The following is a 21,709-nucleotide window of genomic DNA, read 5'->3' on the forward strand; positions in this document are numbered from 1 at the left end:
AGTGCATGTCACTTTCCTATTTTATTTTTGTCAACTTTTCTTCTTTTTTGAGAAAAACATGACAAAGTAGCGGTTGATTTTGTAAAATGATGTCGAGGACATTATATGCTGTTCAAAAAAAATACATAGTTTTGGAAAAAAATTGAACAAAATTTATTATTCTTGTGAAGCATAATATGGGAAGTGAAACATTTAGAAGATTGCTTAAATAAACGAGAATAGCGCAACATAATAGTTAAAGAAGGGTAGGTGTGAACCGCTGAGGTGAGAGTACGCAGCGGGTAGAGATGGAAAATGAATCAAGAATTTTAATTGTAGATGATGAGGATCGTATTCGTCGTTTATTGAAAATGTACTTAGAAAGAGAACAATATACGATTGAAGAAGCAGATAATGGTGATACAGCTTTAGAAATGGCGTTGCAAAATGATTACGATTTAATCTTATTAGATCTTATGATGCCTGGTAAAGATGGCATTGAAGTATGTAAAGGGGTTCGTGAGAAGAAAGCGACACCAATTATTATGCTGACAGCAAAAGGTGAAGAAGTAAATAGAGTACAAGGATTTGAAGTTGGAACAGATGATTATATTGTAAAGCCATTTAGTCCACGTGAGGTCGTACTACGTGTGAAAGCGGTATTACGTCGTGCTGTACCAACAACATTCTTTACACAAGATACAACGACAAAAGATGTTACTGTATTCCCGCACTTAACAATTGATAACGATGCACACCGTGTTACTGCAGATGGTAATGAAGTAAACTTAACGCCGAAAGAATATGAGTTACTATTATTTTTAGCGAAAGCTCCTGATAAAGTATTCGATCGTGAGCAACTGTTAAAAGAAGTATGGCAATATGAATTCTTCGGAGATTTACGTACAGTTGATACACATGTAAAGCGTTTACGTGAGAAGTTAAGCAAAAAATCACCAGATGCAGCGAAAATGATCGTTACTGTTTGGGGTGTAGGTTACAAATTTGAGGTTGTGAACGACTGATGCTTTGGAGAAGTGTAGTAGGGAAGTTATGGATGACCATATTACTTCTCGTTTCGTTTGTTCTTGGATTTGTTGCGATTTTACTTTCACAGTTTTTTAGAACGTATTATGTTGATATGAGTGAAGCTAGGCTTCAAAAAGTTGCAACAAGTGTTTCAGAGTTAATTGAAGAAGGTGCCGATGTAAAAACGATTGAGAATATCGCTTACAAATTCTCTGACCCACTTTCAAGGATTATTATTGTAGAAGATGGTAAAGAAATCTCTTCTTCACCGAAACAAGAAGGGTTAGTCACTCTTACAATGGATGACTTAAAAGAAGATAAAGAATTAGCGGCTGTGTTTACAGACAAAAAAGAAATTAAGAATAATATTAGAAAAGCGTCTAATAGTAGGAAGAATAAAAACACCGAAAATGATATTATGATCGTCGGAAAACCAGTGCAATCAAAAAATCAAAGTGCAGTGTTCGTATATGAATCTTTACAAGTACCGATACAAGGTATGGAAAGAACAACTGATTTTATTTTCTTATCGGCTGGAATTGCGATTATATTAACAACTTTCTTTGCGTTCTTCTTATCTACTCGGATTACAGCACCGCTTCGTAAAATGCGTGAGGTTGCTTTTGAAGTGTCACGTGGGAAGTTTGATGCAAAGGCTCCTATGGTATCTCAGGATGAGATTGGTGAGCTTGCAACGGCCTTAAATCAAATGGGAAAACAGTTGAAGTTTAATATGAACGCCTTGCAACAAGAAAAAGAGCAGTTAGCAAGTATTTTGAGTAGTATGGCAGATGGGGTTATTACGTTAAATCAAGAAGGTGAAGTCGTTGTAATCAATCCGCCGGCCGAACATTTCTTACAAGTTTGGCAAGAAGAAAAAGAGATAGAGCTCAGTAAAAAACTACCTTCTGAACTTGTGGAATTATTCCATCTCGTTGTAGAAAGCGAACAACAACAAGTTGTTGAAATTAATTTACAAAAAGGAAACTATGTAGTTCTTATGACGCCGCTTTACAATCAAACGAAAATTCGTGGAGCTGTAGCAGTGCTGCGAGATATGACGGAAGAACGTCGTCTTGAAAAGATGCGTCAAGATTTTATTGCGAATGTATCACATGAACTTCGTACACCAATGGTCATGCTGCAAGGGTATAGTGAAGCGATTTTAGATGATATTGTGCAAACGAAAGAGGAAATAGATGAGTTTGTTCAAATTATTTATGATGAATCTGTTCGTTTAGGTAAACTTGTAAATGAATTGTTAGATTTAGCTCGTATGGAAAGCGGTCATGTAGAGTTACATATTGGTGAAGTGGATATACATCCGTTTGTTGAAAAAATTGGTCGTAAATTCCAAGGGATTGCAAAGGATAAAGAGGTCGCGTTAACGGTTGATTTCAAAGGTCCAATTGAACAATACCCGTTTGATGCAGATCGTATGGAACAAGTATTGACGAATTTAATTGATAACGCAATACGTCATACGAATGCAGGCGGACATGTAATGCTTGTAATTGATACGAAAAATAACGGTCTTATTTTTGAAGTACAAGATTCGGGTGCAGGCATTCCAGAAGAAGATATTCCATTTTTATTTGATCGTTTCTATAAAGCTGATAAAGCAAGAACACGTGGGAAAAAGGGTGGAACAGGACTCGGGCTTGCGATTGCGAAAAATATTGTTCAAGGCCATGATGGTAAAATTTCTGTATCAAGTGTTGTTGGAGAAGGAACTACATTCTCTGTATATTTACCGCATCGTATAATTTAGATATGCGTTTTTAAAGTTGATAATGAATAAAGTTCTGCTGTTTTTTATTTTTTTGTAAACTCAATTAAATAAAGAATGGTAGAACTTTTTTCTATGTTGCTCGAATAAAGAATAACAAGAGAGGTGCTGTGAAGAAATGAAATTATATACAAAAACAGGAGATAAAGGAACGACAAGTGTAATAGGTGGCAGGGTTGATAAAGATGATATCCGTGTGGAAGCGTATGGAACAATAGACGAGGCAAATTCTCATATTGGATATGCAATGACTAAGCTTCAAGGCGGGGCTTTTATAGATATTTACAATGAGCTCGAAAATATTCAACATGAACTATTTGATTGCGGAGGAGACTTGGCAATAGTGGAACAAAAAATTCCTTATAAAGTGACAATTGTGATGGTTGAAAGTTTAGAAAGAAAGATTGATTTATATATAGAAGAAGCCCCGCCACTAGAACGCTTTATTTTGCCAGGTGGTAGCGAGGCAGCGGCTACTATTCATATTGCACGTACTGTTGTAAGGAGAGCAGAACGCTCTATAGTATCATTGCAAAAAGAAGTGAAAATAAATGAAGTTGTATTAAAGTATGTAAATAGATTATCTGATTATTTGTTTGCGATAGCTCGAGTAATAAATGCCCGATTACAAGTGAAAGATGTGGAGTATAACCGTAGTGCATTAGTTTTTCGTGATAAGAAAGAGAAGGAAGTGGAGTAATTCACTTTCTTTTTTTGTATACTTTTTTCTGTAATATACCAAAATAGAGAAGGTATGGTGGTAATTAGAAAACGGAGGATGTATATGAAAGTTTTAAAATGCGGTGTCATGTTATTGAGTATACTGTTTGTATCTCAATTACATGTTTATGCAGAAGAAAATCGATGGACATGGCCTGTTGAAGGTCAGATAAGTGATTATTTTGGGACAAGGCATGGAAAACACTATGGTATTGATGTAGCTGCGCCGATTGGAACGCCTGTGGCAGCTATCCAAGATGGTAAGGTAACGAGGTCTTATTATTCAAGTAGTTATGGAAATGTTGTATTTATTAAACACGGAGAATATGAGGCTGTATATGCACATTTAAATAAGAGATATGTGGATCAAGGAGATTATATTTCCAAAGGAGAAAAAATTGGAGAAGTAGGGAACACGGGAGAATCGCGAGGTGCGCACTTACATCTAGAACTTCATCAAGGAAGATGGACGATGGCGAAAAAGAATGCGATGAACCCATTGCTTGTTTTAAGTGAACAAAGAAATGAAGTTGTTTCTTCGTCATTATATGTCGTACAAAAAGGGGATACTTTAGTTAGTATTGCACGGAAATTTAGTATGACACTTAAGGAAATTAAAGAAAAAAATGGATTGCAGCAAGAGCTAATTTATCCTAATCAACAATTATATGTTAAGTAAAGGAAACGCTTCAAAAATTAAACTTTGAACAAATTTATGTTCTTCTTAAATAAGATTCAATGTAAATGAAATTATATGGGCGCTTTTGCTAGAACTATTGAGTGAATCAGAGCATCTATATCTAAAAGAAAACCGTCCCAAAATTTATTTTGGGACGGCTTCTTTTACCAAAAAATAAAGACACATATAAATCCAGAAATAGCTAAATAGCTATATAAGTAAAAAACTTTTGTTCTTGTTTTCTCTTTTGTTCGAAACAGTACGATAGTCGGTTCAATTAAACCGATTGTCAAACAAAGTAGGCCAAGAAGCATACAACCAATCGAGATAGAATACAGGGCGATTTGTGGTGCTTGAAATGGAATCATCCATTTTAATAAAAATGCAATAAGTGCAGTGTAACAAATACTACCGATGTATTTATTCAGTGGTGTATTAGAACGAAAACCAGGAAGTTTTTTTAAGAAAGAGCGGGAAACAACTTCTGTTTGTAAAGATGTATGCTCTTCAATAATTTTTTGAGCTTCTTTTCCTTTTTGAAAAAGAGATAAGATCCAATTTCGCTCACCCTGAAAAATAAATTGAGAAGTTGTCAAATAGTGATCAATCTTCACTTTATTCCAACTCTTCCACGGATGACGCTCACACAATTTTAATTTACTTTCTGTTTTTTTATCATACTGATAAATACTGATGCCATCTTCATCGAAAGTAGCATAGTATGTCTCGTTTGAGAATGTGCCTAAATCAATTGGGCAGTAGAAAAGTAATTCTTTTTTTAAGTAAAAGTATTCTTTTCTTAAGTTTTTTTTCATTGCTTCTCGAATAGAATGTCTCTTGTCTTTTTTCATGACATTTCCTCCATAACTCAGAAAATGTTCTTATCTTAACAATTCAATATCTTATCACTTTTAATTATATATGACTAGGTAATTCAAAAGAGAAATGCCGAATAATAAAAAATATGGATTGTATTGTAAAATATCTCGCAATTTATTTGTTGTTACGAAAAATAAATAACTAATTTTAAATAAGTTACAATTTTTTAGTTCACAATGTTATGAGGTTGTTGTATAATGAAGGGGAAAATAGAATATCGGTCTATCTTCGGGGCAGGGTGAAAATCCCGACCGGCGGTGATGAACTATTTATGATTTTGTTCTAAGCCCGCGAGCCGTTAAGGCAGGATTTGGTGTGATTCCAAAGCCGACAGTATAGTCTGGATGGGAGAAGATGGAGGTTCAAGCGTTCAAAAAAGATATGGATTTGAACGTCTGTTTGATGTGCCTTAAATTCTCCCTTTGTGTAAAACACAAAGGGTTTTTTCGTTCTATGAAAAAATAGGCATAGCAGAACCTTTCCACTTTCCATGAGATGATCGATGGAAAAGGAGAGAGAAAGATGAAACAAAAAAACAGTGTAGTGCAGATGGTGAGTGTAGCGATGCTAAGTAGTATTGCATATTTACTAATGATGTTGGATTTCCCGTTCCCAGGGCTTCCGCCATTTTTGAAAATTGATTTTAGTGATGTACCAGCTCTAATTGCGGCAATTATCTTTGGACCAGTAGCAGGAGTGATTGTAGAGGCGATAAAGAACATTTTACATTACGGGATTCAAGGAAGTTTAACGGGAGTACCAGTTGGAGAAATTGCAAACTTTATTGCAGGATGTTTATTTATTGGGCCAGCAGCTTTCTTATTTAGAAAGTATCGTACTGTGAAGAGTTTAACTACAGGATTAATGCTAGGGACAATTACAATGGCACTTATTATGAGTGTATTAAACTACATCATCATATTCCCGGCGTACACTTGGTTTTTAAATTCACCAGCTATGTCTAGCGAAGCTATAAAAACAACGGTTGTAACGGCAATCTTACCATTTAATTTAATTAAAGGGATTGTTGTAACAATTGTATTTGTAGCATTATTTTCACGCCTGAAAGTATGGGTGTTTGCAAAAATGAAAAATGCATAATATATACTAAAACCATTAGTAGTGTGAAACTACTAATGGTTTTTTATTAAGGAAAATAAAATTTAGATACAAAAAACGCCCCTCATCAATAGGAGGGGCGTTTTTTGAAGTTAATAAAAGACTATTCGAATTTTAAAGCGTCTCCGTCGAATGATTCGTCAGCAACTTTAATTGAGTCAGTTGGACATCCTTCGAATGCATCCATCATATCTTCAATTAATACATCTGGAATTTCAACGATACCTTGGTTATCATCTAATGTTACAAATGCAATACCTTCATCATCATAGTCATAAATGTCTGGTGCAGCAGCGCCACAAGCACCACATGCAATACAAGTATCTTTATCAACGATTGTATATTTTGCCATCTTTTTTCCCTCCTGATAATATGTATGTGAAAAGCTCGCCATAAAAATTATAACCTTATTGTAAAACGGTTTGTAAAACTTTTCAACATAAAATTATAATGATAATGCTTATCAATTAGAGTGTCAACTTATTTTTGAATTATGTCATAAGATTTTCAAAATACGTAAATATGATTTCGTTTGATACAATAGAATATATACAAGTATATAGTTCTTATATGATAAGTTTAATGAGCGACAGTAGATAGTGTAATTGTACTGAAAAGAATGAAGTTAAGATTGGAAGGTGGAAGCGGTCATGCAAATACAATATACTTTGTTGCATTGTTTAAAACAATTGAATGGTGAAAGAACCGTTTCTTCTATTTATTATTTACTAAAGGGCAAACGTTCTTCGCAAACTTTACAAGATGGAAATATGTTCCGAATTTCTTTTTTGTTCGGAATATATAAATCATTAAATAGAAATGACTATGATGGTGAAGTTGCAAAGTTGTTGCAAGCGGATTTTATTCAAGAAATACATGAAAATACATATGTGTTAACACCTACGGGTAAAATGCAGTTACATAAATGGGAGGAAGTTTATGCTTTTCCGGCGCATTTGCATGGTTTACAATATGGTGAATTAGGTGAAACATTTTGGAAAAGATTATCATTAATTATTCAAACCATATCAAATTTACAACAGAATAATACGAGATTTATTCCAATTCAGCAAGATACAGAAATAATGATGTGGGTGAAACGTTTTCTAACAGGAAGGCCATATAAGAGAAGTGAGTTGGCGAGAAAACTATGGACGGAAGTACATAATCTTTTAGAAAAGAGTAATGCGATAGAAGCGACGATTGTAACATATCGATTAACGGGTTATGAACGCATTGGTTGTACATTGCAACAATTAGCAGAAATTACGAAACAAGATATATTCAGGGTGTATTTTTTATTTTGGGGTACAATACATTTCTTTATACAAGAAGTTCGTGATAAAGAAAATGAATTTCCACTATTAGCTGAAATTATATCTTATCCAAATGAGAGAGCTGAATTATTTAGTTTATCCACGAAAAAAACATATAATTTTTGGAGACAAGGACGTTCTTTAGAAGAAATAGCGACGATTCGGAATTTAAAGGTTGCAACGATAGAAGATCATTTTGTTGAAATTGCTTTGCGAGAAAAAGATTTTTCTATTGAAATGTTTATGGAAAAAGAAAAGATAGACAAAGTAATAAAAGTAATTGAAGCATTGCAAACGCGGAAGTTACGTGTTTTGAAACAAGCGGTTGGAGAAGATATCTCTTATTTTGAAGTTCGTCTTGTATTAGCGCGGATGGAGGGTGTAAATGAAACTTGAAGAATATTTATATAAGTGGTTTGGATATTCTGAATTTCGTCCAGGTCAAAAAGGAGTAATTACAGATTTATTAGAAGGAAAAGATGTGATAGCAATGCTTCCGACTGGAAGAGGGAAATCTATGTGCTATCAGTTTCCGGGGCTTATGCGAGAAGGAACAGTGCTTGTTGTATCACCGTTATTATCTTTAATGGAAGATCAAGTGACACAATTAAAGTATGTTGTGAAAAACCGAGTGATAGCATTTAATAGTTTTCGGACATTAAATGAAAAAAGAGAAGCGATGAAAAAATTATCTTCATATAAATTTATTTTTGTTTCACCAGAGATGTTGCAGTCGGAGTTATTAATTAGGGAATTGAAGAAAATTCATATTTCATTATTTGTTGTTGATGAGGCTCATTGTATTTCTCAATGGGGTTATGATTTTAGACCGGACTATAAAAAACTAAATGTAGTTATTGAAAATATTGGTTCTCCTACAGTATTAGCATTGACAGCCACAGCGACAAAAGGGGTACTGCAGGATATCGCAGATAGTTTAAATTTAAAGGGTGCCGCGGAACATGTATACTCTATTGATCGTCCTAATATTGCAATGGATGTGCAATTTGTAGAGACGATAGAAGAAAAGAAAGAGGCGCTTTTAGAGCAGGTGATGTATTTACAAGGGCCGGGGATTGTATATTGCTCAAGTAGAGCGTGGACAGAAAGGTTAACGGAATACTTGAGAGGGAAAGGTGTTACTGGTGTAGCTTTTTATCATGGTGGTATGGAACATGAAGAGCGTATGTTAATTCAACAGCAGTTTATGAACGATCAATTGCAACTTGTAATATGCACAAGTGCATTTGGTATGGGGGTAAATAAGGCGAATACGCGATATATTATTCATTTTCATTATCCAACTAATATAGCCTCTTACTTACAAGAAATCGGAAGAGCTGGAAGAGATGGCGAACCGAGTATAGCTATTTTATTATGTAGTCCGTTGGATCATGATTTACCAATTTCAATCATTGAGGATGAATTGCCAAGTAAGTCACAAATAAAATTTTTATTTTCTTTACTACAAGAAAGAATATTTCAAACGAAGGAATTACCAATAGAAGATGTAGAAGAAATTTGTTATAATGCAGCAAGATTTAATGAGCAATATTGGCGTTTCGTTCGTTATCATCTCGAACAGGTTGAAATTATACAACAACGAAGATTATTGTTAGAAGGTTTGTCAGATGAAATCATGAACCGATTAATAGCTGAAGTAGAAATAAGGTTGCGTAATAAATATAGTGAGCTAGAAAATATGAAGTCATGGATACAAGTTAAAGGGTGTAGACGTGAATATGTGCTGCAACAGTTCGGTTATAGGAAAGAGCAAGAGTTAATTAATTGCTGCGATTATTGCGGTATTACCAAAGAAGATTATAAAAAAAGACGAGCGCAACAATCGGATTTCGACTATAATTGGGAAACAGAGTTACAAAAGCTTTTCGGCCTAGAAAAGATGGAGGAATGATGAACATTCAAAGGCATAATGTTGAAGATATGAGTCCGCAGGAAATAAGGCTGAATCTATATATAACACAGTTAATTATTATCGGTATTGGCTGTTTACTGGCATATATATTATTTCAAGATGTAAAAGAAGTCTTTAATTTATGGAAATGGGAACCAGTATCTATACTTATTATAGGTGGTTTGTTAGCGATTGGTATTGTGTTATTAGATTATGTTGCAATGCGAGTGTTTCCGGAGTCATGGTTTGATGATGGTGGTATTAACGATAAGATGTTTCGAGGAATGTCCGTTCTACACTTACTCGTTATTACGTTCTTGATTGGTTTTGCAGAAGAATTTTTATTTAGAGGTGTAGTACAGACTCATTTTGGAATTGTAATTGCGAGCTTCGTATTTGCAGTGTTACATATTCGTTATATAACAAAGCCATTTTTATTTTGTTTCGTCTGTTTCATTAGTTTTGTCTTTGGTTATGTATTTGAATGGACAGGAAATTTGTTTATAACAATCTTTGCACACTTTCTTGTTGATTTTATAATGGGACTCCAATTAAGAAAATAAATGGAAGGTGGTGGTGAACAACATGAGGAAACGAATTCCTGATTTTGAAGAGGAATTAGAAGTTGAGCGAGTGGAAGAAAAAGAAAGTTTACCGCCGCGTAGTGAAATTCATAGAAATAAAGAGAAAAAACAAAAGTTTAAAATAAATCACATTTTCGTCCGGGTTTTAACATTTCTATTCATTCTTCTGCCGATTAGTATTTTGTGGTACACGGATAAATATATTCAGGTGAAGGGTGATAGTAATAATGCTGGAAAAAGTGCGTTTGAAGTAATCTTCTTTGATTCAGCTAAATCTGAGTCGCAGAAACATTCTGAAAAAGTAATAACGCATACTGTGAAAGAGGGAGAAACTTTAGAAAGTATAGCGAAGCAATATTTTTCAGATGGAAATGGAATTGAAGTAATTAAAAAGTATAATAACTTGCAGGAAGATGAAGTGAGTGCAGGTCAAGAATTAAAAATTCCGATAAAAGATAAGTCCACAAAGCAAGAAAGCTAGCGAGTTAAGCGATCATAGTTTGTTATAAAAGCCTAGGATTATCTTTATGAGGAGGGAGTCAAAAATATGATATGGATTATATTATTCAGTACTCTCATAGGCATGGGGATTTTATTACTTTTTGTGATGTATAAAGAAGCGATGCGTAATACGGTGTTGGAACATACTTTAGTATTTAAAGAATTTCCGAAAAGTTTTCAAAAAGTAAATGTGTTTTTTATTTCTGATATTCATAGAAGGGTCATTTCGAATTTGTTAATTGAACAAGTAAAAGGAAAAGTAGATCTCGTAATTATCGGAGGAGATTTAGCAGAGAAAGGTGTCTCTTTATCAAAAATCTCTGCGAATATTCAAAAGTTAAGAGAGATAGGTCCTGTATATTTTGTGTGGGGAAACAATGATTATGAGATAGAATATCATGAATTAGATGCGTTATTATTAGAAAATAACGTAAAAGTTTTAGATAATACAAGAGTGGTATTTGAGTCTGAATTAGGAGAGAAAATTTGTTTGCTCGGTATAGATGATGTTGGATTGCACCGTGATCGTCTAGATTTGGCATTGGCGGATTGTAAAGAAGAGGGTTTTCGTATCCTAGTTAGTCACAACCCTGATATAATAAAAAAAATGTCTGGAAATGAACAGATTTCACTTGTGTTAAGTGGACATACGCATGGAGGACAAATCCGATTATTCCCATCTAAAAAATATTTAAAAGGTGGCGTATATAACCATTTGAATACGATTCTCTTTGTTAGTAATGGGTATGGAACAACATTGATACCACTTCGTTTCCGAGCACCTGCTCAAACACATATCATTACATTGTGCGGAGGGAAATGATGCCAACTCTTAGTGGGAAATATAATATAAAAGCCGTTTCGAATATAATAGGAGTTCAGCCGAGTACGCTTCGTGCATGGGAAAGACGATATCAAATTATTGCCCCAAAGCGGAATCAAGCTGGGCATCGCTTATATACAGAAGAGCATATTCAAATTTTAAAATGGTTAATGGAAAAAGTTTCTTCCGGTATGATGATTGGACAAGCAGTTCAGTTATTAGAAGAGAATCGTTTGCAGAGTACAGTTCAAAAAGAGATACATTTCGATAAAGAAGTTGTTTTAGTGGACGATTTGCTACAAGCTTTGTTAAAATTTGATGAAATTACAATTGCTGCATTATTAAACGAAGCTTTTAGTATATATTCAACAGAAAAGGTTGTTGCTAGTATCGTTCTTCGAGTGACAGACAAATTATTAACGTCAAAAAATAATAATGAGATTTCAATGGTGCAATTTCAATATGCACTATCATTTTTACAAACGCGTCTAGGGATGGTGTATCACAATGCCTCAATGTTTTCCTCTTTATACAAAGTTATTGTGTTAGAAAAGGATGCATTGAAAGGATTTATTTTTTCAACTTATTTACGCTTAAAAGGATATGAGGCGATATATATTAGGACAAGCTTAGCTGAAGATGGTATGTTATCAGCGGTAGAGGAAATACAGCCGAAATATGTATTTATATCTTTTGCTGACGAACAAGAAATGAAAAAGACGATGAACTTTATAAATTTATTACAAGGAAAAAGGGAATCTCTTTCTGTTGGATTTATCGGAAAGCTAGGCGTTCTAAACCAGTTGGACATTGAAACAATCTTAATTGGTGATACGAAAGAAGAATGGGATGGATGGTTAAAAATGTCGGAATAGTTGTTCGAAAAGAACCATCTATTTTCTATTTCATATAATAAAAATTAGATGCATTGGTTACGTAGGGAGGGTATGAGATGAGGCTGGAACGATTAAATTACAATAAGATAAAAATTTTTCTAACATTTGATGATTTATCTGAACGAGGATTAACGAAAGAAGATTTATGGAGAAATGCACCGAAAGTACAGCAATTATTTCGTGATATGATGCAAGAAGCAAATAAGGAATTAGGGTTTGAAGCAGATGGTCCGATTGCAGTTGAAGTGTTTTCTCTACAAGCACAAGGGATGGTTGTAATTGTAACGAAAGAAAATCAAGAAATGGATACAGATGATGAGTTCCGTGACGAGTTTATTGAAATGCAAGTGACTCTAGATGAAAGTGAGCATATATTATATGAGTTTGCTACGCTAGATGACGTAATTAACCTGTCGAATCGCTTATATAACCTTGGTGTAACTGGCGGAAAGCTATATACGTGGGATGAGCGCTTCTATCTTTGGGTGGAAGAAGAGGAACAAATTCAATTGTTAAAGGCGGATTTTATAGCTATTTTAGCGGAATACGGTAATCCGTCTACAGCAACCATTTATCGCATCATGGAGTACGGTAAAGAATTAATGGATGTTAACGCGATAGAACAAATACACAATTACTTTGTGAAAAAACAAAACCTCAGCTAATACAACATAGCTGAGGTTTTGTTTTTATTTGGAGAAGGGAAGGGATGATTGTAAATACTCGAACATACTTTTTGAAAATAAAATATGCAGTTTTATGGGAGTGTGGTTGATGAAAATAAAAAATATTTAAATATTTAAGTATTTTACTTTTCTAAAAGTAATAAAAGGACTATAATAATAGTGAAAACGCTTGCAAAAGAAAATAGTTTGTATATATTTGTTAGCGTTTTCTATTGCATTCCAAATTTAAGGGTGTATACTAGGCAATGAAGGTTTACTAAACAAGTGAAATTACAGGGGGTTTACTTACTATGGTAGCCGAAAAGGGAACTCAAACAAAAACACAACAACAAAGGGAACAACATTTTGAACTATTGAATTCAACACAAATTGTTATTAGTGAAGCGTTAGAAAAATTGGGTTATCCAAACGAAGTATATGAATTATTAAAAGAACCAATTCGTATGATGACAGTGAAAATACCAGTTCGTATGGATGACGGGACTGTTAAAATATTTACAGGATATCGTGCGCAACATAATGATGCTGTTGGTCCAACGAAAGGTGGAATTCGCTTCCATCCGAATGTAACAGAAAATGAAGTGAAAGCACTTTCAATCTGGATGAGTTTAAAATGTGGTATTGTTGATTTACCATATGGTGGAGGTAAGGGTGGAATTATCTGTGATCCACGTGAAATGTCATTCCGTGAGTTAGAAAGATTAAGCCGCGGTTATGTACGAGCAATTAGCCAAATCGTAGGTCCGACGAAAGATATTCCAGCTCCAGATGTATTCACAAACTCTCAAATTATGGCGTGGATGATGGATGAGTATAGCCGTATTGATGAATTTAATTCACCAGGATTTATTACAGGTAAACCGCTTGTATTAGGTGGATCACATGGACGTGAAACAGCAACAGCGAAAGGTGTAACAATTTGTATTCGCGAAGCTGCTAAAAAACGTGGTATTGATATTAAGGGTGCACGCGTTGTTGTTCAAGGATTCGGTAATGCTGGTAGCTTCTTAGCTAAATTTATGCATGATGCAGGTGCGAAAGTTATTGCAATCTCAGATGCTTACGGCGCGTTACATGATCCAAACGGATTAGATATTGATTATTTATTAGACCGTCGTGATAGCTTCGGTACAGTAACAAAGCTATTTAACAATACAATTTCAAACAAAGAATTGTTAGAACTTGATTGCGATATTTTAGTACCAGCTGCAATTGAGAACCAAATTACAGAAGAAAATGCTAATGATATTAAAGCAAAAATCGTTGTTGAAGCTGCAAATGGTCCAACAACATTAGAAGCGACTAAAATTTTAACAGATCGCGGAATTTTGCTTGTTCCAGACGTGTTAGCAAGTGCTGGTGGTGTAACAGTATCTTACTTTGAGTGGGTACAAAACAACCAAGGTTACTACTGGACTGAAGAAGAAGTAGAACAACGTTTAGAAAAAGTAATGGTAAGATCATTTGATTCTATTTATGAAACAGCACAAGTTCGTAAAGTGAACATGCGCTTAGCGGCGTACATGGTTGGTGTTCGTAAAATGGCTGAAGCAAGCCGCTTCAGAGGTTGGGTATAAAATATTATATCTTGAGAAAACGTGATTTCCTTTCGAGGGAATCACGTTTTTTTGTTGAAGTATTAAATGAGGTGTTGTATATGGAGAATGAAATGCTGGAACGAGTAGAACAATTAGAAGAGAAGGTTAAGAGGTTAGAGGGAGAACTTGCAAGAACGATGAAAGCTCGAAAAATAAGTACCGTTCGGATGTTCGGGGAAGGGCTACTGTTTTTGGTATTTGGTGTGGTTGTAGTAGGGCCGATTATTGCCGTTGTAATCTCGATTTTTACTTGGCTTGCTGAAAAATAAAATAAAATAAAAATAAAAAGAACGCTTGTTCTATACGAACAAACGTGCTATACTCTCCTTAGATAAACAAAACGGAAATGATTTTAAGGAGAGATAAATGATGAAAATGACAGTAGACCAAAGATTTATGATGCCAGCAGATGTTGTAGAGCGAGTGGAAGTATTACGAAACAAACAAAGCAAGCGTGGCACATTATTACAATCGGTAAATAAATTTTTCGGTTTAGATACGAAAGAAGATTGTGTTTGGTTTTACGGTTTTTATGGAGTGGCTGTAAGTATCTTGTTGTTTATGGTGTTCACTTCAAATATTTTCGATTTTCTCTTCGCGTAAGAAATATGCGATAAGGACATTGCTACCGAATACATATATAAGGAAGTAAGGTAATCTTCTAGAGCGGGAGTTGGTAGCAATGGCGATGTTTCCTATAGAGCGCAACTATATTGGATATGGAAGTTCACGACCGGGGATTCCTCTGACTAAAGTGAGATTTATTGTAAGCCATGATACGGGGAATCCTGGAAGCAATGCGATAGGGAATCGAGATTACTTTAATGAATTACAACCGAAAGCTTCGGCGCATACATTTATAGATGATAAAACAATATTGGAGATTATTCCTATAAATGAAGTTGCGTATCATGTTCGATATGGTGTGCCGACGGATAATGACTTATATGGCTATGACGCGAATAAGGCGGCCATTGGAGTGGAACTTTGTTATGGTGGTGATGTTAACTTTTGGGAAGCATATAATCGTTTTACATGGTATCATGCGTATTTATGCCAAAACTTTGGCTTAAATCCGAAAAAAGATATCGTGTCACATAAAACGCTTGATCCAGCTAGAAAGATTGATCCTGAGAATGTATTAGGGAAACAAGGTATTAAATTTCAGCAGTTTTTAGCAGATGTCTATCGGATGTACGTTTCGTTTAGATGACAAATATATGAAAAATGAATACAATAAAGATAGGTGCCTACTGCTGTAAGTAGGTTTTTTCTTGTTTTTATAAATAGTGTATTGGTAGAAGACTAGGAGTGGACGAGTATGCAGAAAGAAACAGTTATTATAATCGGAGGCGGTCCGTGCGGATTAGCGGCTGCAATTTCGTTGCAAAAGGTAGGGATAAATCCGTTAGTAATTGAAAAAGGAAACATTGTAAATGCCATTTATAATTATCCAACTCATCAAACATTTTTCTCTTCTAGTGAAAAATTAGAAATTGGTGATGTAGCTTTTATTACAGAAAATCGTAAGCCAGTTCGAAATCAAGCGCTTGCGTATTATCGTGAAGTAGTAAGACGTAAATCTGTACGTGTAAATGCTTTTGAGCGAGTGGAGAAAGTTCAAAAAGATGGAGAAGCTTTTCAGGTTGAGACGACAAAGCGTGACGGAAGTAAGGAAATATATATAGCGAAATATATTGTTGTAGCAACTGGATATTATGATAATCCAAATTATATGAATGTTCCAGGTGAGGAATTGAAGAAAGTAGCTCACTATTTTAAAGAGGGGCATCCTTATTTTGATCGAGATGTAGTAGTTATAGGTGGGAAAAACTCGAGTGTAGATGCCGCGTTAGAACTTGTTAAATCTGGTGCACGTGTAACGGTACTGTATCGTGGAAGTGAGTATTCACCAAGCGTAAAGCCTTGGATTTTGCCGGAATTTGAGGCGTTAGTACGAAATGGTACAATTCAAATGCATTTTGGGGCTCATGTGAAAGAAATTACTGAGCATACATTAACGTTTACAGTTGATGGTGAAGCTCTTACAATCAAAAACGATTTTGTATTTGCGATGACTGGTTATCATCCTGATCATAGCTTCTTAACGAAGATGGGTGTTCAGATTGATGAAGAAACAGGACGTCCAATTTATACAGAGGATAGAATGGAAACGAATGCTGAAAATATTTTCATTGCAGGTGTCATTGCTGCTGGAAATAATGCAAATGAAATATTTATCGAGAACGGAAGATTTCATGGAGATGCGATTGCGCAAACCATTGCATCAAGAGAAAAATAAAAAGGAGCTGTCGGGAAAACCTCGACAGCTCCTTTTTATTCGTGCATAAACATATTTTGAATGGATTCATGAGAATTTGTATTCTCTAATGCAACAAGTAATTTAATGCGTGCTTTTTGTGCATTTAAGCCGTATGTGAATACAATGCCCATATCTTTTAAGTGTTTACCGCCACCTTCATACGAATATACGTCTTGAACGATACCGTTGAAACAGCGAGAAACTAATACGACAGGAATACCTCTATTTAATAATCTTTCTAGACTAGGTAGTGTTCTTGGAGGGAGATTACCTTGTCCAAGAGCTTCGATAACAATGCCGTCTACAGGAAGATTTTCGATTGCTGCTAATAATGTATCATCCATGCCAGCATATGCTTTTAGAACAACTACATTTTTAGACACTTTGTTTATCGTATATGTTTCGTGATGTACTAAAGCGTGATGGAAGACAACGCCGCGTTTTGTTACCATTCCAATTGGTCCGTATTGTGGGCTTTGGAATGTTGCAACATTACTTGTATGTGTTTTCGTTACATTTGTAGCGCAATGAATTTCGTCGTTTAATACGACTAAAACACCTTTTTCTGCAGCTTCATCACAACTAGCAACTTTTACAGCTGATAAGAAGTTATATAGACCATCAGCACCTAACTCATTGCTAGAGCGCATTGCACCTGTCACTACGATCGGAATAGTTGCTTGTACTGTTAAATCTAAGAAATAAGCTGTTTCTTCTAATGTATCCGTGCCATGCGTAATGACTACGCCATGAATGTTGTCTTGTTTTACTCTTTCATCAATGATGACTTGTAATTGTAACATTTCGCTCGGTGTCATATGAGGAGATGGTAGGTGGAACACATCTTCAACGATTAAATCAACATCGCCTTCTAAATCAGGAATGAATTTTAAAAGAGGATTTTTTTCACCTGGTTGTACGACCCCAGTTTCTTTATCTTCCTCCATTGCAATTGTTCCACCTGTGTGTAAAACTAGGATTCTTTTCAATGCTTATACCCCTTTCAAGTAAAAAAATACATTTAGAACATAACATGTTTTGAGTAAATTCGACAATGGAAATGTATAAAAGTATGCCTCGAAAATGACAATAAAATTAACTGCTATATGTACGATGTATAAAATCATGAAACGAAATGTGCAAATATAGTATAGGAGGGAAGAATTCCGGTGAAAAAGATGGAAAGAATTTTTATTCGTATATTAATAATACAATTCATTTGTCTTTCTGTTGTGCAATTGTTATTTATACATAAGTCATCAGTGAAATATTTATCTAAAATTGTTTATTATGAGGGTGTCATGGTAAAAAACAAAGTGGAAATCTTGCAGGTGAATAGGTAGTTTTCATTTTCTTCTATGAAGGATTATGCTACAATAATTGAGGATTTAATGACGTGAAGCAAATGAGAAGAAGCAGGGTGAACACCTGCTTTTCGTTTTGTTTTATAAGTGAAAAAATGAGGTGTTACAATGGATAAACGAATTTCAATTGCTATAGATGGTCCAGCAGCTGCTGGGAAAAGTACAGTGGCAAAAGTTGTTGCGAAGGAACTTTCTTACGTTTATATTGATACAGGCGCAATGTACCGTACGCTTACATATGCAGCCCTTGAACAAAAAGTAGACATTGAAAATGAAGAGCAGTTAATGGAAGTTGTAAAGAATGTAAATATTGAGTTTCAGCAAGGAGAAAATACACAGCTTGTATTTTTAAATGGACAAGATGTTTCTGAAGTAATTCGTACACCTGATGTGACGAATCGAGTATCTATTGTAGCGAAACATCGCCTTGTTCGTGAAGAAATGGTACGTCGTCAGCAAGAGTTAGCGAAAAAAGGCGGCGTTGTAATGGACGGCCGTGATATTGGTACACATGTATTACCGGATGCTGAAGTGAAAATCTTTATGCTTGCTTCTGTTGAAGAAAGAGCGGAAAGAAGACATTTAGAAAATTTAAATAAAGGTTTCGATTCTAATTTAGAGCAGCTAAAAGAAGAAATTGCTCAGCGTGATAAATTAGATTCAGAACGCGAAGTTTCTCCACTAAAAAAGGCTGATGATGCATTGGAATTAGATACGACTTCTTTATCAATTGAAGAAGTTGTCCAAAAAATTATGAGCATTGTTTCTGGAGTGTTTGCGAAATAAAGAAAGGGGATAGTCCTCTTTCTTTTTTTGTTTAAATAGAAATGTAAAGGATACGTGAATTGTGAGTCTCTTTCCTTGACAAATGAGCTGATTTGTAAGAAGTTAGTTAAAGAGGAATAAAACTGTCAGAATATATTCGCTATTATATTTCAAAACATACTTTTTTCAAGCTGGTTTTGCTGTATACTATTTATATAGGTTTAATATATTTTCTTGTGAATGTTATTGAAAAAGAGTATGTGATGAGAAATTCTTAAACATGCAAATGAAAACTTTGTTTTCATTTCGTATATACATAAAAAATGCTTTGTCAATTCTGTAGGGAGGTATTTCCATGGTAGAGAAAATGAATGAAGAAGTTATGGATTCAAAAGAATTACAAGTTGGTGACGTTGTTACAGGTTCTGTAACGAAGGTTGAAGAGAAACAAGTGCTTGTAAATGTTGGATACAAAACAGATGGCGTAATTCCAATTAGTGAATTAGCTAACGTTCATATTGAAAAAGCAAGCGATGTTGTAGAATTAGATCAAACACTAGAGTTGAAAATTATTAAATTAGAAGAAGATGATCTTGTCTTATCTAAACGTGCTGTTGATGCAGAAAAAGCATGGGTAGAACTACAAGAGAAATTTACTTCTGGTCATGTATTTGATGTTACTGTAAAAGATATTGTGAATGGCGGATTAGTTGTGGACCTTGGTGTTCGCGGTTTTATTCCAGCTTCACTTGTAGAAGTACATTATGTAGAAGACTTTACTGACTATAAAGGTAAAACATTAGCGGTGAAAATTGTTGAATTAGACCGTGAAAAAAATCGTGTAATCCTTTCGCATAAAGCGGTAGTAGAATTAGAACTAGATTCTAAGAAAAAAGAAGCAATTTCTTCATTAAAAGAAGGGGACGTTGTTGAAGGAACAGTACAACGATTAACTGACTTTGGCGCATTCGTTAACGTTGGTGGAGTGGACGGTTTAGTTCACATTTCACAAATTTCACACGAACGTGTAGAGCAACCTTCTGAAGTGTTAGAGCAAGGTCAAAAGGTTAAGGTAAAGGTGTTATCTGTTGATGCTGATACACAACGTATTTCTTTATCAATTAAAGCAGCTCAACCAGGACCTTGGGAAAACGTTGCTGGCGAAATAAAAGCTGGAGATATTCGTGAGGGAGTAGTAAAACGCCTTGTTACATTTGGTGCATTCGTTGAGATTTTACCGGGCGTTGAAGGGCTTGTACACGTATCTCAAATTGCAAATCGTCACGTGAAAAATCCGAATGAAGTATTGGAAATGGGACAAGAAGTAAAAGTGAAAGTACTTGAAGTTCACGTAGCAGAGAAACGTATTTCTTTAAGTATAAAAGAAGCGCTTGAGGAAAATAATGTAACTGAAGATTATAGTCAGTATGAGCCAAATGCTGATTCTGCTACTTTCCAATTAAGTGATATTATTGGTGAACAACTGAAAAAATTAAAGAAATAATGAGGGGTACAAGTGGTAAGGGCAAAACGTAAATTAGATCATATTGAATACGCTCTTTCTACTGGTCAGTCTCGTACGCATGGCTTTCATGATATTGATTTTGTGCATCAAAGCTTGCCAAATTCAAATTATGACACAATAACATGTGAAACAAAAATCGGCGAACTTTCACTAAGTTCGCCGATTTTTATCAATGCGATGACTGGTGGTGGAGGAGAGAAAACGTTACATATTAATGAGCAATTAGCATATGTAGCGAAACATCATAACCTTGCTATGGCTGTAGGTTCGCAAATGGCGGCGTTAAAAGATGAAAGTGAAGCTGCTTCTTATAAGGTGATTAGAAAGGTAAACCCAAATGGTATTTTCTTTGCTAATTTAGGTAGTGAGGCAACTATCGAGCAGGCAGAGCGCGCCGTTGATATGATTGAAGCGAATGCATTACAAATTCATTTAAATGTCATACAAGAGTTAACGATGCCAGAAGGAGACCGTGATTTTACTGGAGTACTTCAGCGCATTGAGAAAATTGTTTTAAATAGTAAAGTTCCTATCATTGTAAAAGAAGTTGGATTTGGGATGAGTAAGGAAACAATGCAACAGTTAGTGAACGTAGGTGTAACAGCAATTGATATTGGTGGGCAAGGTGGTACGAATTTTGCTGCTGTTGAAAACGAAAGAAGACAGCGAATGCTTTCTTATTTTAATAACTGGGGCATACAAACAGCAACCTCGATTATTGAAGCAACCTCTACAAATAATAACCTCTCTTTTATTGCATCTGGGGGTATACAAACAGCGCTTGACGTAGCGAAAGCAATCGCATTAGGGGCGAATACAACTGCGTTTGCTGGTTATTTTTTACGTATTTTAATGCAAGATGGTATCGAGAAGTTAGTAGATGAAATTGAGCTTCTACATACAGATTTGAAATTTATAATGACAGCTCTTGGTGCGAAGACGATAGAAGAGTTGCAATCTGTACCTCTTGTTGTAAAGGGTGAAACATATCATTGGTTAATGCAGCGTGGTATTGATACTGCGCATTATAGTAGGAGATAAAAAATCAACCATTCGGTTGATTTTTTTTGTTCTATTCTTTTTCGTAATATAAAGTGGAGAATGGAATTAGTATTATATAAAAATATCATTTCGTAAAAATTGTAATTGAAAAAGGGTTGAAAAATGTAGATGGTGTGTTGTCGAATTACTGGAGAGAACTTAATTTTTAATGGGAATA

At 34.9% G+C, this 21,709-nt stretch carries 24 protein-coding genes and 1 riboswitch; of the genes, 21 read left to right on the forward strand and 3 right to left on the reverse strand.

The features are described 5' to 3' along the window. Window positions 1–287 precede the first annotated feature (287 nt). The 4 genes from resD (at window position 288) to M1D73_RS07380 (ending at window position 4,196) form a co-directional block, all read left to right on the forward strand. Window positions 288–1,004 (forward strand): DNA-binding response regulator ResD, encoded by a 717-nt coding sequence (resD, locus tag M1D73_RS07365; RefSeq protein WP_000426861.1) that lies wholly within the window; start codon window positions 288–290, stop codon window positions 1,002–1,004. Further along, window positions 1,004–2,779 carry a sensor histidine kinase ResE gene (gene resE / locus M1D73_RS07370; RefSeq protein ID WP_000964674.1) on the forward strand — a complete coding sequence of 592 codons (1,776 nt, stop codon included), beginning with the start codon at window positions 1,004–1,006 and terminating at the stop codon, window positions 2,777–2,779. Before resD ends, resE begins: the two co-directional genes overlap by 1 nt. Before the next feature lie 136 nt (window positions 2,780–2,915). Further along, complete coding sequence (locus M1D73_RS07375) at window positions 2,916–3,497, forward strand: cob(I)yrinic acid a,c-diamide adenosyltransferase (RefSeq protein ID WP_000781268.1); 582 nt, start codon at window positions 2,916–2,918, stop codon at window positions 3,495–3,497. An 84-nt stretch (window positions 3,498–3,581) separates the two neighbouring features. Beyond that, window positions 3,582–4,196, forward strand: coding sequence for a peptidoglycan DD-metalloendopeptidase family protein (locus M1D73_RS07380; protein ID WP_000866117.1), 615 nt, complete (start codon window positions 3,582–3,584; stop codon window positions 4,194–4,196). A gap of 164 nt (window positions 4,197–4,360) precedes the next feature. Here the strand turns inward: M1D73_RS07380 and M1D73_RS07385 are convergent, their stop codons facing one another. Further along, window positions 4,361–5,047: a hypothetical protein gene (locus M1D73_RS07385; RefSeq protein ID WP_000710837.1), complete on the reverse strand. Its 687-nt coding sequence runs from the start codon at window positions 5,045–5,047 to the stop codon at window positions 4,361–4,363. Between the two features lie 248 nt (window positions 5,048–5,295). Further along, window positions 5,296–5,435: riboswitch (FMN riboswitch) on the forward strand. A 162-nt stretch (window positions 5,436–5,597) separates the two neighbouring features. On the opposite strand from M1D73_RS07385, the gene M1D73_RS07390 reads away from it, so the two are divergent. Then, window positions 5,598–6,176, forward strand: coding sequence for an ECF transporter S component (locus tag M1D73_RS07390; protein ID WP_000810855.1), 579 nt, complete (start codon window positions 5,598–5,600; stop codon window positions 6,174–6,176). A 121-nt stretch (window positions 6,177–6,297) separates the two neighbouring features. On the opposite strand, the gene M1D73_RS07395 is transcribed toward M1D73_RS07390, so the two are convergent. Further along, on the reverse strand, window positions 6,298–6,546 hold the full coding sequence (locus M1D73_RS07395) for a ferredoxin (protein WP_001151993.1): 249 nt from the start codon (window positions 6,544–6,546) through the stop codon (window positions 6,298–6,300). A gap of 298 nt (window positions 6,547–6,844) precedes the next feature. On the opposite strand from M1D73_RS07395, the gene M1D73_RS07400 reads away from it, so the two are divergent. From M1D73_RS07400 to M1D73_RS07455, 12 genes are all read left to right on the forward strand, one after another. Further along, a complete protein-coding gene (locus M1D73_RS07400; RefSeq protein WP_098212751.1) occupies window positions 6,845–7,906 on the forward strand; it encodes a YpbB family protein in 1,062 nt (353 codons plus the stop codon). Then, window positions 7,896–9,425 (forward strand): ATP-dependent DNA helicase RecQ, encoded by a 1,530-nt coding sequence (gene recQ / locus M1D73_RS07405; RefSeq protein ID WP_098212750.1) that lies wholly within the window; start codon window positions 7,896–7,898, stop codon window positions 9,423–9,425. Before M1D73_RS07400 ends, recQ begins: the two co-directional genes overlap by 11 nt. Continuing rightward, on the forward strand, window positions 9,425–9,988 hold the full coding sequence (locus M1D73_RS07410; protein WP_001025780.1) for a CPBP family intramembrane glutamic endopeptidase: 564 nt from the start codon (window positions 9,425–9,427) through the stop codon (window positions 9,986–9,988). Before recQ ends, M1D73_RS07410 begins: the two co-directional genes overlap by 1 nt. A gap of 22 nt (window positions 9,989–10,010) precedes the next feature. Continuing rightward, window positions 10,011–10,490 (forward strand): LysM peptidoglycan-binding domain-containing protein, encoded by a 480-nt coding sequence (locus M1D73_RS07415; protein ID WP_001231553.1) that lies wholly within the window; start codon window positions 10,011–10,013, stop codon window positions 10,488–10,490. Window positions 10,491–10,556: 66 nt separating this feature from the next. Next, window positions 10,557–11,333 carry a metallophosphoesterase gene (locus M1D73_RS07420; protein WP_000637793.1) on the forward strand — a complete coding sequence of 259 codons (777 nt, stop codon included), beginning with the start codon at window positions 10,557–10,559 and terminating at the stop codon, window positions 11,331–11,333. Next, window positions 11,333–12,208 (forward strand): MerR family transcriptional regulator, encoded by an 876-nt coding sequence (locus M1D73_RS07425; protein WP_121868161.1) that lies wholly within the window; start codon window positions 11,333–11,335, stop codon window positions 12,206–12,208. The genes M1D73_RS07420 and M1D73_RS07425 overlap by 1 nt, the downstream gene beginning before the upstream one ends. 77 nt (window positions 12,209–12,285) lie before the next feature. Beyond that, window positions 12,286–12,894 carry a genetic competence negative regulator gene (locus tag M1D73_RS07430; protein ID WP_001235402.1) on the forward strand — a complete coding sequence of 203 codons (609 nt, stop codon included), beginning with the start codon at window positions 12,286–12,288 and terminating at the stop codon, window positions 12,892–12,894. A 311-nt stretch (window positions 12,895–13,205) separates the two neighbouring features. Then, the gene (gene gudB / locus M1D73_RS07435; protein WP_000225173.1) at window positions 13,206–14,492 is read left to right on the forward strand and encodes an NAD-specific glutamate dehydrogenase; all 1,287 of its coding nucleotides are present in this window, start codon (window positions 13,206–13,208) and stop codon (window positions 14,490–14,492) included. A gap of 80 nt (window positions 14,493–14,572) precedes the next feature. Next, complete coding sequence (locus M1D73_RS07440) at window positions 14,573–14,782, forward strand: hypothetical protein (protein WP_000426763.1); 210 nt, start codon at window positions 14,573–14,575, stop codon at window positions 14,780–14,782. A gap of 97 nt (window positions 14,783–14,879) precedes the next feature. After that, entirely contained in the window at window positions 14,880–15,116 is a 237-nt protein-coding gene (locus M1D73_RS07445) for a DUF3961 domain-containing protein (protein WP_001983018.1), read from the forward strand. Window positions 15,117–15,195: 79 nt separating this feature from the next. Continuing rightward, on the forward strand, window positions 15,196–15,726 hold the full coding sequence (locus M1D73_RS07450; RefSeq protein WP_001240655.1) for a peptidoglycan recognition protein family protein: 531 nt from the start codon (window positions 15,196–15,198) through the stop codon (window positions 15,724–15,726). 108 nt (window positions 15,727–15,834) lie between these two features. After that, on the forward strand, window positions 15,835–16,815 hold the full coding sequence (locus M1D73_RS07455; protein ID WP_071740351.1) for a YpdA family putative bacillithiol disulfide reductase: 981 nt from the start codon (window positions 15,835–15,837) through the stop codon (window positions 16,813–16,815). Between the two features lie 35 nt (window positions 16,816–16,850). Here the strand turns inward: M1D73_RS07455 and ansA are convergent, their stop codons facing one another. Continuing rightward, entirely contained in the window at window positions 16,851–17,825 is a 975-nt protein-coding gene (ansA, locus tag M1D73_RS07460) for an asparaginase (RefSeq protein WP_000822010.1), read from the reverse strand. 180 nt (window positions 17,826–18,005) lie between these two features. On the opposite strand from ansA, the gene M1D73_RS07465 reads away from it, so the two are divergent. The 4 genes from M1D73_RS07465 to M1D73_RS07480 all read left to right on the forward strand — a co-directional run bounded on the left by M1D73_RS07465 (window position 18,006) and on the right by M1D73_RS07480 (window position 21,531). Then, on the forward strand, window positions 18,006–18,179 hold the full coding sequence (locus M1D73_RS07465; protein WP_000738057.1) for a YpfB family protein: 174 nt from the start codon (window positions 18,006–18,008) through the stop codon (window positions 18,177–18,179). Window positions 18,180–18,308: 129 nt separating this feature from the next. Next, complete coding sequence (gene cmk, locus M1D73_RS07470; protein WP_000361252.1) at window positions 18,309–18,986, forward strand: (d)CMP kinase; 678 nt, start codon at window positions 18,309–18,311, stop codon at window positions 18,984–18,986. A 334-nt stretch (window positions 18,987–19,320) separates the two neighbouring features. After that, a complete protein-coding gene (gene rpsA, locus M1D73_RS07475) occupies window positions 19,321–20,469 on the forward strand; it encodes a 30S ribosomal protein S1 (RefSeq protein WP_000229559.1) in 1,149 nt (382 codons plus the stop codon). Window positions 20,470–20,481: 12 nt separating this feature from the next. After that, window positions 20,482–21,531: a type 2 isopentenyl-diphosphate Delta-isomerase gene (locus tag M1D73_RS07480; RefSeq protein WP_000251036.1), complete on the forward strand. Its 1,050-nt coding sequence runs from the start codon at window positions 20,482–20,484 to the stop codon at window positions 21,529–21,531. Window positions 21,532–21,709 lie beyond the last annotated feature (178 nt).

Source organism: Bacillus sp. PK3-067 (genome assembly GCF_056738645.1).